This is a genomic window from Chryseobacterium fluminis (genome assembly GCF_026314945.1).
Lineage (GTDB): Bacteria > Bacteroidota > Bacteroidia > Flavobacteriales > Weeksellaceae > Chryseobacterium > Chryseobacterium fluminis.
This window is the reverse complement of the sequence record NZ_CP111121.1, coordinates 544,570-557,904: the sequence shown is the minus strand read 5'-3', so window position 1 is coordinate 557,904 and position 13,335 is coordinate 544,570. Positions and strand designations below refer to the sequence as shown.

Annotated in this window: 12 protein-coding genes; 6 read left to right on the top strand and 6 right to left on the bottom strand. The window is 37.4% G+C overall.

Annotated features, from left to right (window positions below):
* Window positions 1-161: 161 nt before the first annotated feature.
* The 5 genes from kdsA (at window position 162) to ODZ84_RS02570 (ending at window position 7,507) form a co-directional block, all read left to right on the top strand.
* Complete coding sequence (kdsA, locus tag ODZ84_RS02590; protein ID WP_266175455.1) at window positions 162-971, top strand: 3-deoxy-8-phosphooctulonate synthase; 810 nt, start codon at window positions 162-164, stop codon at window positions 969-971.
* A gap of 198 nt (window positions 972-1,169) precedes the next feature.
* Window positions 1,170-3,389 (top strand): TonB-dependent receptor plug domain-containing protein, encoded by a 2,220-nt coding sequence (locus ODZ84_RS02585; RefSeq protein WP_266175454.1) that lies wholly within the window; start codon window positions 1,170-1,172, stop codon window positions 3,387-3,389.
* Between the two features lie 166 nt (window positions 3,390-3,555).
* Window positions 3,556-3,933 (top strand): HYC_CC_PP family protein, encoded by a 378-nt coding sequence (locus tag ODZ84_RS02580; protein ID WP_266175453.1) that lies wholly within the window; start codon window positions 3,556-3,558, stop codon window positions 3,931-3,933.
* Window positions 3,934-4,034: 101 nt separating this feature from the next.
* Window positions 4,035-4,508, top strand: a complete 474-nt coding sequence (locus ODZ84_RS02575) for a DUF3347 domain-containing protein (RefSeq protein WP_266175452.1) — start codon at window positions 4,035-4,037, stop codon at window positions 4,506-4,508.
* 176 nt (window positions 4,509-4,684) lie between these two features.
* Window positions 4,685-7,507: a multicopper oxidase domain-containing protein gene (locus ODZ84_RS02570; RefSeq protein WP_266175451.1), complete on the top strand. Its 2,823-nt coding sequence runs from the start codon at window positions 4,685-4,687 to the stop codon at window positions 7,505-7,507.
* A gap of 128 nt (window positions 7,508-7,635) precedes the next feature.
* Here ODZ84_RS02570 and ODZ84_RS02565 read toward each other — a convergent pair whose 3' ends face one another.
* From ODZ84_RS02565 to ODZ84_RS02540, 6 genes are all read right to left on the bottom strand, one after another.
* The gene (locus ODZ84_RS02565; RefSeq protein WP_266175450.1) at window positions 7,636-8,754 is read right to left on the bottom strand and encodes an FAD-dependent monooxygenase; all 1,119 of its coding nucleotides are present in this window, start codon (window positions 8,752-8,754) and stop codon (window positions 7,636-7,638) included.
* Window positions 8,754-9,347, bottom strand: coding sequence for a hypothetical protein (locus ODZ84_RS02560; RefSeq protein WP_266175449.1), 594 nt, complete (start codon window positions 9,345-9,347; stop codon window positions 8,754-8,756). Before ODZ84_RS02560 ends, ODZ84_RS02565 begins: the two co-directional genes overlap by 1 nt.
* 15 nt (window positions 9,348-9,362) lie before the next feature.
* Complete coding sequence (locus ODZ84_RS02555; RefSeq protein ID WP_266175448.1) at window positions 9,363-9,581, bottom strand: hypothetical protein; 219 nt, start codon at window positions 9,579-9,581, stop codon at window positions 9,363-9,365.
* Complete coding sequence (locus ODZ84_RS02550; protein WP_266175447.1) at window positions 9,575-9,835, bottom strand: hypothetical protein; 261 nt, start codon at window positions 9,833-9,835, stop codon at window positions 9,575-9,577. The genes ODZ84_RS02555 and ODZ84_RS02550 overlap by 7 nt, the downstream gene beginning before the upstream one ends.
* 63 nt (window positions 9,836-9,898) lie before the next feature.
* Window positions 9,899-10,765, bottom strand: coding sequence for a sigma-70 family RNA polymerase sigma factor (locus ODZ84_RS02545; protein ID WP_002979276.1), 867 nt, complete (start codon window positions 10,763-10,765; stop codon window positions 9,899-9,901).
* A 567-nt stretch (window positions 10,766-11,332) separates the two neighbouring features.
* Entirely contained in the window at window positions 11,333-12,124 is a 792-nt protein-coding gene (locus ODZ84_RS02540; RefSeq protein WP_266175446.1) for a S1/P1 nuclease, read from the bottom strand.
* A 288-nt stretch (window positions 12,125-12,412) separates the two neighbouring features.
* Here ODZ84_RS02540 and ODZ84_RS02535 point away from each other — a divergent pair, with 288 nt between their 5' ends.
* The gene (locus tag ODZ84_RS02535) at window positions 12,413-13,330 is read left to right on the top strand and encodes a type VI secretion system baseplate subunit TssG (protein WP_266175445.1); all 918 of its coding nucleotides are present in this window, start codon (window positions 12,413-12,415) and stop codon (window positions 13,328-13,330) included.
* The last annotated feature ends 5 nt before the right edge of the window (window positions 13,331-13,335 follow it).

Below are 13,335 nucleotides of genomic sequence, written 5' to 3'. Positions count from 1 at the left end.
CATGATTATATCATTTGTGGACAGGTGAGTATTCTGAAAACTGAATTCGGACAATGTCCAAAAGACGGCAGCTATCGTAACAATACGTATTAAAGCCATAAAATAATTTCCGGTTTTGAAACTTTATAAGTATTTTTACTGAACTTTTAATTTACAACAAAATGATTCAATATTTAGATAATATTCACCACAAAGATTCAAAAAACTTTTTTCTGATTGCCGGACCATGCATCATCGAAGGCGAAGATATGGCATTGAGAATTGCTGAAAAAGTGATTGAGCTGACCAACAAATATAATATTCCGTATATTTTTAAGGGAAGCTTCAAAAAAGCGAATAGAAGCAGGGTAGATTCATTTACAACCATTGGTGAAGAAAAATCTTTAGAAATTCTTAAAAAAGTAGGAGAGACGTTTAACATTCCTACCACTACAGATATTCATGAGAATGAGCATGCGGCTTTAGCAGCGCAGTATGTAGATGTTTTACAAATTCCTGCTTTCCTGGTACGTCAGACCGACCTTTTAGTCGCTGCAGCCCAGACGGGAAAATGTGTTACCCTGAAAAAAGGACAGTTTCTGTCTCCGGAATCAATGAAATTTGCGGTTCAGAAAATTACAGATTCTGAAAATCAGAAAGTAGCCATTATTGAGCGAGGAAATTCTTTCGGATATACTGATCTGGTAGTAGATTATAGAGGAATTCCTACCATGAGAGAATATGCTCCCGTAATTCTGGATGTTACCCATTCCTTACAGCAGCCCAATCAAAGCTCAGGAGTGACAGGAGGAAGGCCGGACCTGATCGAAACAGTAGCTAAAGCAGGAATCGCCGTAGGAGCAGACGGAATTTTTATTGAGACCCATCCAACGCCCGAAACAGCATTGTCGGATGGCGCCAATATGTTGAGACTGGATTTATTGGAAGATCTGTTACAAAAACTGACACGGATCAGAGAAGCTGTTTTATAAATTTTAATCAAATCATAGATACGACTGTTTAAATTTCTTTTTACTGGCACCAATAATTTACGGCTGTTTTATTTCTTTAGTAAATAATACACAAAGCCAGTAAGAATGGTAAAATCATTTTTAATAAATGTTAAATAAAGTTTAAATAAGTTAAAATAAAATGTATATATTCACGTTTGAAATTTTAAAACATTTCTTTTGAAAAAACTAGTTTTACCGCTGAGCCTTATGGTTCCCATGTTAGTGTTCTCTCAGGTTAAAAAGAGAGACACGACAAAAGTCACCGATATTGAGGAAGTTGTTTTCCAGAAAAAGATAATAGGAAAAACAACAGATCTTACCACAGTGAAGATTTCTGCAAAAGATGCAAAAAATGCAGCGACTATTTCGGGAGGTATCGAAGGCGTTCTTAAAACCCTTCCCTCTGTAAACTCAAATACCGAGCTTTCTTCACAATATATGGTGCGTGGCGGAAATTACGATGAAAATCTTATCTATATTAATGATATCGAAATATACAGACCGTTCCTGATCAGAAATTCACAACAGGAGGGTATGAGTATCATCAATCCGGATATGGTTTCAACAGTCAATTTCTCTGCAGGGGGCTTTGAACCCAGGTACGGAGATAAAATGTCTTCTGCACTGAATATCTATTACCGGGAGCCTGAAAAATTTGAACTTTCAGGAGAAGGCAGTTTAATCGGAGGAAGATTAACGACTGGTTTTGCCGGCGGAAAAACGAGTGATGACAAAAAAAGATTTACTGCTTTATTCTCCGGAAGATACAGGAATACTAATCTTGTTCTTAATACTTTAAAAGAAGACACCAACTTTAATCCTACCTATTGGGATTTCCAGACCTATTTAAACTACCACATCAGTCCTAAATTTTCACTTTCATTCGTCGGTTATTACTCTAAGAATGATTATGAAATGATTCCCAAAAGCCAGAGTGTAGATTTCGGAAGTCTGCAGAGACCGCTTAATCTTACGGTCTTTTACAACGGAAAAGAGGATGATAAGTATAAAAATATGATGGGAACTTTTTCCATGAATTATAAACCGTCTGATAAATGGAGATTTACATTAGACAGTTTTTCATATCAGAACAGGGAGAGAGAATATTATTCCATTGCTTCGGCATATATTTTACAGACTTTTGACCCCATTACCGGAGCACCGATCACCTCGTATGATACAGGAGGACAGATTGAGCATGCCAGAAATGATCTCTTTGTAAGAACCTACGGAACACAGTTCAGAGCACGTTTTTCACCTGATGTGAATACCGATATCGAATTGGGATTTAAGTATGAGAAGGAAAATTTGAAAGATCTGACCAATGAATGGAAACTGAAAGATTCTGCCGGATACAGCATGCCAAGACCGATCGATGATCCCAGATTCGGGACGCCGGGAGATCTTGACCTTCTGTACCATATTTCAGGGAACAATCATATTGAACCTACCAGAATGTCTGCTTATGCCCAGTATTCTAAAAAGTTTTTCTGGGGAACCAACAAAATATTTGTCAATGCAGGAGCCAGGGTTTCGAACTGGAGTTTTAATAAGGAAACCATTTTCTCCCCGAGATTCCAGGTAGCTGTAAAACCGGATTGGGATACCGATATGTTATTCCGACTTTCAGGAGGAGTATATTACCAGGCTCCTTTTTATAAAGAAATTAAAGATCTTGAAGGTAATTTTAACCAGAATATCAAATCGCAGCGTTCGCTACAGATGATTTTGGCCAATGATTATGAATTTGAGATGTACGACAGACCATTTAAATTAACAACGGAAGCATACTATAAAAAAATGGATGACCTCATTCCATACTATATGGATAATGTCAGAATCCGTTATTCAGGTAAAAATAATGCTTCAGGATATGCATACGGACTTGATACGCGACTATACGGAGAATTTGTTCCCGGAATAGACTCATGGTTGTCTGCAAGTTATGCAAGAGTTTACGAAAATATTGATGGGCGCGGGGATATTCCAAGACCTACGGACCAGAGGTTCAGATTTGCGATGTTCTACCAGGATTATATGCCTGCTTTCCCACAGATGCGGGTTAATTTAACCTTAGTTTATGCCATGGGACTGCCTACCGGAGCACCGGTTTTTACAGACCCTTACCAATACCAGAAAACATTACCATCTTATAAAAGAGTAGACCTGGGGCTGTCTTATGCATTTATAGATCCCAAAGAAAAAAATAAAGCCTATGGATTTTGGGGTAATTTTGATGAACTGACGCTGGGTGTTCAGGTTTTCAACGCCTTTAACATCAGGAATACGGTAGCCAATCAGTGGATCACAGATGCTAATACCAACCTTATGTATCCGGTTCCGGTTCGTCTCACAGGACGTTTCTTCAATGTAAAACTTGAATTTAAGATTAAATAGATTAAAAGTTCTTCAGTACCTGTAAATTGGCAAGGTCCGGAGAAAAGATTAAAATAAAAACTGAACTCCTGGGTATCTCAGGAGTTTGTTATTTTCTTAATTCTATAACAATAATACAGAATTCTGTAACATCTTTATTAAAGATATTTTTAACTTTGTCCCATCAATGAAAAAGATTCTGGCCATACTATTCTCTATTTTCTATTTCGGATTTTCTTCCGGAGCAGTTTTTAGCGTTCATTATTGTATGGAAGAATTGGTTTCAGTAAGCCAGAAAACGGATGACCTGTGTAGTAAATGTGGTGTCAAAACCAAGAAAGACTGTTGTAAAACAGAAATAAAAATTGTAAAAGTTGATGATTCCCAAAAATCAGATTTACTTAAAATTAATCTCTTACAACAGATCTCCGGGATTCGGAATCCAGAATCTTTCTTTACAGATACATCTTTTTCGGCAACCAGGTTTACCCGTATTCAAATTAACGGGCCTCCGGAAACACGTTCGGTTCCGATTTTTATCCATCATTGTAATTTTAGAATTTAGAATTCGTCAGTCGCTTGATTCCTTATTATTCAGGACGACATGATCTGTCGCGTATGCGCTCTTATTCAACAAATTCTTTATTAATTCTAAAATATAAAACAATGAAAAAGTATATCATTACAGCAGTTTTCTCTATATTCTCAATTATTTCATTATCAGCACAATCTAAAAAGGATGTGCAGGTTTCAAAGCTCTATGAAAATTATATTGCTGTAAAATCAGCTCTGGCTTCAGATGATGCGGATAAAACCTCCAAAGCAGCTGCGGAATTTATTAAAACGGCATCTTCAATCGATGTGAAATCTGTTTCTGAAGGTAATTTAAATATCCTTCGGAAAGATGCTACCGCCATTTCAGAAGCAAGAAGTATCAGTGCTCAGAGAGAATTTTTCTACAACCTCTCAGATAATATGATCGCAATGACGAAAGAATTTAAGCTTTCAGAAAAGCCGGTTTATATTCAGTATTGTCCGATGGCTGATGGAAACTGGCTAAGCGACGAATCAAAAATCGTGAATCCTTACTACGGAAAATCCATGCTTTCTTGTGGAAGTGTAAAATCTACGATCAACTAATTACAGACTAAAAAGTAGCAGAAATGTTCTGCAAATTATAAGCTGTACCGTTTAATGTACGTTGCTAATGATCCGTCAATAGAATGACTCTGTCACATCAGACAGTAAGTTCAAGCGCCGCTATGAAATAAAATTCCGGTAGTCCTTAGACAGTACAGCTTTGAAATAGAGATATTATGAAAAAATTAATGATGTTTCTTATGATTTCATTCTCTGTAATCAGTTTTTCACAAGTAGCAAAAACCTATTATACATGTCCCATGGATCCGGAAATTGTATCTTCAAAGCCCGGAGACTGCCCAAAATGCGGAATGATATTAAGGAAAAAAACGGTTGTCATACAGCAAAAGACTGTTACAAAACCGAGCGTGAAACCTACACCGAAAACAGAAATAAAATCAGCGGAAAAGAATACTAAAACAATAAATACATCGAAGGCCGGAAAAAAAGAAGGTCTTAAAAAACTGAAGAATCGCGCCGCATCCGGAACAATTAAGGCTGAACCGACTTCCCGGGACAAAATACCTGAAAAAACTCAGATCGTATCAAAATCTGATGTTCAGTCTCAAAAGTATAGCTGCCCGATGCATCCCGAGGTTGTTTCCGGTAAGCCCGGGAAATGCCCAAAATGCGGAATGGATTTAGTTGAAACTGAAAATAAGGCGACTCCGGTAGAAGCGCAGAATACTTTTTTAAAAAGAAATACAGAAAACGGAAAAATAAGCTTTGGAGGAAAAACGGTACGTTATGATTTATATGTAAAAGATACGATTGTAAATTTTACAGGGAAAAATCGCCGTGCCATTGCTGTAAACGGAAAGTTGCAGGCCCCGACATTATATTTTACGGAAGGAGATACTGCTGAAATTTACCTTCACAACAGGTTAAAAGAGAATACGGGATTTCACTGGCATGGGGTCATCTTACCGAATGAGCATGACGGTGTTCCGTATCTTACGACAAAACCGGTGAAACCGGGAGAAACACACCTGTACAAATTTAAGATCTCTCAAAACGGAACCTACTGGTATCATTCTCATGAAGGTTTGCAGGAACAGATCGGAATGAACGGGATTCTGGTATTCAATAAACGGAAAGAAGAACCCAAAGCTGCCTATACCAAGGAAATACCCGTGCTGTTGGGAGACTGGAGCGATGAAAATCCTATGCAGATTGCGAGAAGGCTTCATATGGCGAATACAGATTGGTATGCTATTAAAAAAAATGCGGTGCAAAGTTACTGGGAAGCTATAAAATCCGGGAACTTCGGAACAAAAGCTCTGAATGAATGGAAAAGGATGGAAGCGATGGATGTGAGCGATGTGTACTATGACCGTTTTCTGATTAACGGGCAGCCAAGTTCAGATGATGCTCAATTAAAGGCAGGAGATAAGGTCCGGCTCAGAGTTGCGAACGGAGGTTCTTCCACCTACTTCTGGCTGAATTTCGGAGGCGGAAAAATAAAAGTTGTCGGGAATGACGGGAATGACGTCGTTCCGGTAGAAGTCGACCGCCTTATTATAGGAGTTTCCGAAACCTATGATATTGAAGTGACCATTCCTGAAAACAAAAGCTTTGAATTTAGGGCAACTTCAGAAGACAGAGTCGGTCACGCTTCACTCTGGCTGGGTTCTGGCGAAAAAATTCAGGCTCCTGAACTTCCGAGATTAAAGCTGTTCGAAGGGATGAAAATGATGAACGGAATGATGGAAATGAGCGGAAATATGAAACCCATGAACATGACCATGGGAAATCAGATGATGGATATGAATGAAGTGATGTATCCTGAGCTTCCTGAAAGCCAGAGAAAAATGACTTTGAAGCATATGAATGAAATGATGGGGATGAAAGAGAAAAAACCAAAAGGCGGGAAGGATCATTCTCAGCATTCTGAAGTAATGCCAGGTGTCCCGGCAGACAACCATTCGGAAATGGGTATGCAGGAACAGAAAACAATTAAAAGACTGTCTTATAATATGCTCAAATCTCCTGAGAAAACGGTGTTGCCCACAGATAACGTGCGAGAAATGAAGTTTACCCTGGAAGGAAATATGAACCATTACCTGTGGACCCTGGATAACAAAACAGTTACGGAAACAGATAAAATTCTGGTGAAAAAGGGAGAAATCCTGAGAATTACCATGTACAATAATTCGATGATGCGGCATCCGATGCACCTGCACGGTCACGATTTCAGGCTCATTAATGCAAAGGGAGAGTATTCGCCATTAAAAAATGTAGTTGATATTATGCCGATGGAAACCAATACCATCGAATTTGCAGCCAACCAGGATGGAGACTGGTTCTTCCACTGCCATATTCTCTATCATATGATGGCAGGAATGGGAAGAATTTTCAGCTATGAAAATTCAAAACCGAATCCTCAGCTTCCGAACAGGAAGTTAGCATGGAAAGATTTTATGAAAGATAACAGGATGATAAGCTCTATGGCCATGCTGGATATTCAATCTAATAAGCTGCATGCGGAGACCATGACGATGTTCGGACCAAGATGGGCTAATCTGAATGAATTTCACTCCAATTGGGACTTCAATCATTTTGACGGAAATTTTAAAGTCGGAAGATTTTTAGGAAAATTTCAGTGGGCCCTGCCATATGCCGGTTTCAGGATCCAGAAAAATCATGAATTGATGGAAAGACAGATGGCAGAAGATATGGGAATGGAATTTAGAGGTAAGAAAACCTGGTTTGGACAGCAGAAAGCTTCTAAAAACAGTGCTGCACTTATTGTCGGTATACAGTACCTTTTACCGATGCTGGTTACTTCAGACGCAAGTGTGGATCAGAATGGAAAGGTTTTGCTGGAGCTGAGCAGGGAAGATATTCCGCTTTCCAGGAGACTCAGGGGGAATTTCAGCATTAATTCTGATGGAGAATTTACCACCGGATTACGGTATATTCTGCAAAAATGGTTATCGGTTTCAGGAAACTATGATAACGAAATGGGATGGGGAGCCGGACTTACTTTAACTTATTAATAAACAGGCTGTTTCGATTTTGAGGCAGCCTTTTATTTTTGCCCAGGATTTACATAAATCAGTATCGATGATCAGGGCGTATTTTTTAGCTTTGTTAAGGTTTGAAACCTTAATAGGGCTATTACAAATTACATTTCCAGTTGTATGACCCTTTCCACCATCTTACGGGTTATACGCTCAGGAACTGATCTCATCAATGCATTGCGCAGATAAGTCGCTTTTTCCCATTGGGAAAATTTTCCCAGCTTCCAGCTTGTACTTACCACATGATCGACCTTTTTTCGTCTGATTTTCTGAAAGTTTTCAAATATACTGTTGAAATTTGTATTTTTTTCCAGCAGTTTCCCGATAATATAGGCATCTTCGATAGCCTGGCAGGCTCCCTGCCCAAGATTAGGGGTTGTGGCATGGGCTGCATCACCGATTAAACAGAGGTTCTGAGTGTGCCACTTTGGGATCGGTGAAAGATCAAGAAGATCATTGAGTATGATATTTTCTTCTGAAGTAGATTCAATAATCTCATTAATTAACGGATGGAATCCGTGAAAATTTCCCGACAAACTACTGTTAGGATTGTATTTCCCTTTATTGATAACCGCATACCAGTAGAGTTTATTGTCAGTCATTTTAACAAAACCAAAACGTTTTCCTTTCCCCCAAGCTTCAATGGCTTCATGATAAAATTTCTCAGGTAAATTGAAATCCACTAATCCCCGCCAGCACATTTGATGGGTATTGCGTAACGTTCCCGTTCTGAATATCTGATTTCTGATTCTGGAATGAATGCCATCTGCTCCGAAAACAATTTTACTTTCAGTCTGATGGCCGTTTTCAAACTGTAAAAGATAATTGTCATCCTCTTTAATGGTATTTATTGAATGGTTGAGTCTAATATTTTCAAAGCCCAAACTCTCAGCCAGAATCTTCTGAAGTTCTGCTCTGTGAATGGCGACATTGCAAGAGCTGTATTTCTTTTCGAGTTCCGAAACATGAGTTTGCGAGATCAGTTTCAGTTTTTCATCTGTAATAGAAATTCCGTGTATTTTATTTCCTGCCTTTTCAATTTTTTCTTTCAGACCCAATTTATCAAAAATCTGCATCGCATTGATAGCCATCATAATTCCTGAACCCACGGGCTTTATTTCAGGGGCAGATTCGTAGACCGTAAAATCGAGATTGTGCTGTCTTAGAATATTCCCGAGTGTTAAACCTCCGATTCCCGCTCCTATAATTGAAATTGGATTCATTATTTTAAATTTTTCAGTTCGTTCAATAGCTGGTTTTGTTTCTTAACAAAATTTTCCAGACTGTCAGTTTTCAAAGGATGTGCATTTTGGTATTTTTCAATCTCCGGTAGGGTCTTTCTTATTTTGAAGATCGTATATAAATCATTTATTCTCTCCATATTTGTATTCAATTGAGAAATGAGATTTTTTACATTTTTTATTTTGAGTTCATACTGATCAGAACTCATTTTAATTTCATTTTGTACCTCATGCTTCAGAAGTGAGTCTGTTATTGCATTTGCCTGATCATTTGCATCCCTATAATAAGATGCTGATTTATTTAGAATATCATCATAATTCTTAAGAACTTTTCCGGATTGATCATATATTTTTAAAATTTTATCGTCAAGAGCGGATAATTTTTTATCATTTTTAATGATTTCAGAATAAATCTTATCAATCATATTGTCGTTGCGTCCGCTTTCGAAAGAACCCTTTATCGAAGAATCTGCATGATCTACGGCATTCTCTATTAAGGGTTTATTTTCAGATCTGTTTTCCCAGCATGAAGTGAGCATTAAGAGCAGAATAGCAGGGATAAGTATTTTTTTCATGGATGTTAATTTTATTTATGAATAAAGATCTTTTACTTTTTCAGATGGGGTTAAATATTCTTCAGGACTAAAGTTTCTGTCTTTTAAATTAAGGGATATTATATAATCTGTCTTTATAAAACCTTCGTAGAAAACTCCTTTAATTTTAAGATGATCATTAATTTTTCTTTTCGAGTTAAAAGAAAATTTTTTAAAAACACCTGGAAATACTTCCTTACTTTTTTGAATCAGCATGGTGGGCTTGTTATAGGTAAGAATAAAAATTCGTAATCTAAAAAGACGATATTCGATTTCCTGTACAACAGTTTTGTATTCACCTTAGAATATTTTTCAATCTGCGTTTCCACTTTCTCCAATAAAACATATTCTCTGCCGGCAATAAACCTGAAAAATTTTTTGTGCTGTCTCTTTATATAAAAATAGAGTATAGCATTGATGGAAACAAATAAGGTGATAAATCCTATCACTAAAATATATAAATCATTCATCTTAACAAAAATAAAAAAACGGAGCCTGAAATCAAGCTCCGCCTATACATTGTTTCGTTAAAATTATTTACCTAAATAAGATTTTAAGATCTTACTTCTGGTATTGTGTTTCAATCTCTTAATCGCTTTTTCCTTGATCTGACGAACTCTCTCTCTTGTAAGATCAAAAGTTTCACCGATTTCTTCAAGGGTCATCGGGTGCTTTCCGTTCAGTCCGAAGTAAAGTCTTACCAAATCCGCCTCTCTTGGAGTCAGGGTATTTAATGCTCTTTCGATCTCAATCTGAAGAGATTCCAGCATCAAATCTTTATCGGGACTTGGAGATTCTCCTGAACGCAATACGTCATAAAGATTAGAATCTTCACCTTCTACCAAAGGTGCATCCATAGACAGGTGTCTACCGGAGTTTTTCATAGATTCTTTAATATCTTCCTCGCTCATGTCAAGAACTTCAGCCAATTCTTCCGGGGAAGGCGGTCTTTCATTTTCCTGCTCAAGGTGAGCGTATGCTTTGTTGATTTTATTGATAGATCCGATTTTGTTCAATGGCAATCTTACAATTCTTGACTGTTCTGCCAAAGCCTGTAAAATGGATTGACGGATCCACCACACTGCGTAAGAGATAAATTTGAAACCTCTTGTTTCATCATACCTTTTTGCCGCCTTCATCAGCCCTAAATTACCTTCATTAATTAAATCGGGTAAAGAAAGACCTTGATTTTGGTACTGTTTAGATACGGATACTACGAAACGAAGGTTGGCCTTGATTAATTTTTCAAGTGCAGCTCTGTCGCCCGCACGTATTCTTTGTGCCAATTCTACCTCTTCGTCCGCAGTGATCAGCTCTACCTTACCAATTTCCTGCAAATACTTGTCTAATGAAGCAGTTTCCCTGTTGGTTACCTGCTTAGTGATTTTTAATTGTCTCATCTATTTTTTCCTCAAAAAAGAGTTACTATACTATTATACGCTTGGGAAGGGGAAAAGGTTACACCTATTTTAATTATTTTTATTAATTTAAAACAAAATTGAAAAATTAGTTGTAAATTATGGCTCTCACTGCGTACAAAAGGGATTTCATCAGTTGTGATCTCAAGCTGATCAGGAAAAAAGACAGCATCTTAAAGCATTTTAATTAAATGCATTAATTTTTTAAAGTGTGATCCCACTTTTATCTTGTTTCAATTCATACATCAATTTACCGTTTATGCAATCTATGCCCACATAAACCTAACGGGTTTTTGAAACCCGTTAGGTTTGATAGTAATCCAGATAGAATAATTGACATACAATCTATCATTCAAATACTCTGATATTAAATCTAAAGACCAAACCTTAAAGGTTTAAAACGCTACTACAAAAGCTTTATTCCATATAGATTCCGGATGCCTCGTATAATAATTTTAAAAAAATAACAGCATAAAAAAAAGCGAAACCAAAGTTCCGCTTATATTAGTAGTATGACCATCCAATAAGATGATCAAGCTGTTGGTATCTTTAAAAAAGGTCATTCAGCATTTTTGCCAGTCTCAGGCCACCGTAAAGAAGTTGTCTTTCCATGGTATCATAGAATCTGTACTGATAATCGTAAGATAATTTTGAATCATTTGGGGTCTGCGCATAGATTTTGTTCGCGATTTTGTGAGAATCATACAGCCAGTCTTCTAAAGTTCCGGTCTGGATCTGCTTAACCTCGTCGTCTGATTTAATATCCAGTAATTTTGAGTATTCTGTATAGCTGTATTTTTGAGAGTCTACTAATTTCCCATCCCAGACAGAGTGTAGATTTGTTTTCTCCCCAAAATAGGTTACATTAATTTTATTTCCTCCCAGATCTTCAGATCTTCCCACATGTAGAGGCTGGGCCAGATCTCCCATCATATGAATCAAGAAAATCAAAGCGATTTTTCTATCTTTTTCAGAAGTTTTCACATCTTTGATCTGGCTGGATAATACCTTCACCTGAGTATATAAACTCGGACCGGCCTGAGCTTCCAGGTTTTTCTCAAATGCTTTGAAATCTGTTTGTGGATCGATGTTTACGTAATGCCATGCTGAAGCCTGCTTCCATGCTCCCGTCGTATCGGATTTGATGAAATCCGGCCAGTTTGCCCAGTAGGCGAGACGCTCTCTTCCCATAATCTTTTTAATCTCTCTTCTTGCCTTTCCCGAAAGATGATTTTCTGCAATTTCTGCAATAATTCTGTGCCCCGTCAATCCCCATGCATAGGAATAAAGCGAAGAGGTGATGAATGCTAAAATCAAAATTTTAGAATAAATACTTTTCATTGTAAATAACATTTTCAAAGTGCAAAGATACGGTTAATTTAAAGTTTATCTTAATGGTAATGTAATGATTTAAAAAATTAACTTAATCATTAAATCGGACTAATAAAGCCGCGAATGATACCCGTAACTTTTTTTTTACTTTTTTTGCCGGATATTATTCTTTTTACTGCCGATAAATTAGTATTTTTAGGTTAAAATTATTGATAAATGCTTTTTCAATAATGAGAGATATATTACCTTTACAGGCCAAATCGCGGAAACACTATGTATGAGAACAATATTGTAGAGATGAATTACAATAAGCTGCAGACCGACTTCAGGGCAGAAGCCGTGGCAGTTAACCTTTTAAAATACCACCGGGCAGTCAGTAATATTTTTATTGAAAGGATAGGAATAAACGACCGGGCCTATCTTAAGGATATCAAAAGTATATCGAGCAGTTTTCTGGGTTTTGATGAAGAAGTTTTTACCATCGAAACCTATCGGGAGGGTATTTACGACTATCTTCCGGAAGGATTGTTCCATCCGCCTTCATTGGGTGCTTCCAGAAAAAACGTCGATACGGTCGTCCGTGAGATCCGGAAACAGAAAAGGGTAGAAGAAGACGCCCGGAAATTTTTCCGTCCTTTTGAGCTTGAGATTTTCTTTACAGAAATCAGTGCGCTGCTTAAGGAATTTGAATTCGAAATAACAAGTGATACAGATACGTTGCTTGAAACGGTAAGTGAGCTCTGGCCTTTGATAAAAATGCTTGATCCGCAAAATGCTTATATTTTCATTTATATATTACCGTTTTTTCACCAGATCAGAGGGGATAAAAAGTGGTTTGAACGATGTATGAGTGCTCTTCTGCAGGTACCTGTAGAAGTCTCCTTTACCCCAAATATTATTGATGGTATTGAAGAGAGCAATGACTCTCTCTTACTGGGAAACGCCAGATTGGGAGTAACTTACATTCCGAGCGGAAGACATATGGACGGACTTAGAAATTGGGTTGTTAATATCGGACCAATTCCTTATCATGAGATGAAAAAATTTATCGATGGCCATCCCTTCAGAAAAGTGCTTCAGGCTTTATATGATTATTTTTTACCTGTCAATGTAGATGTGGAGGAAAATTTCATTACCGAAAAGAAAGAATATTCATTCGCTCTGGAAGATGATGAAAGAAATGCCAGCCGCCTCGGTTACTCTACTTTTCTGTAAAATAT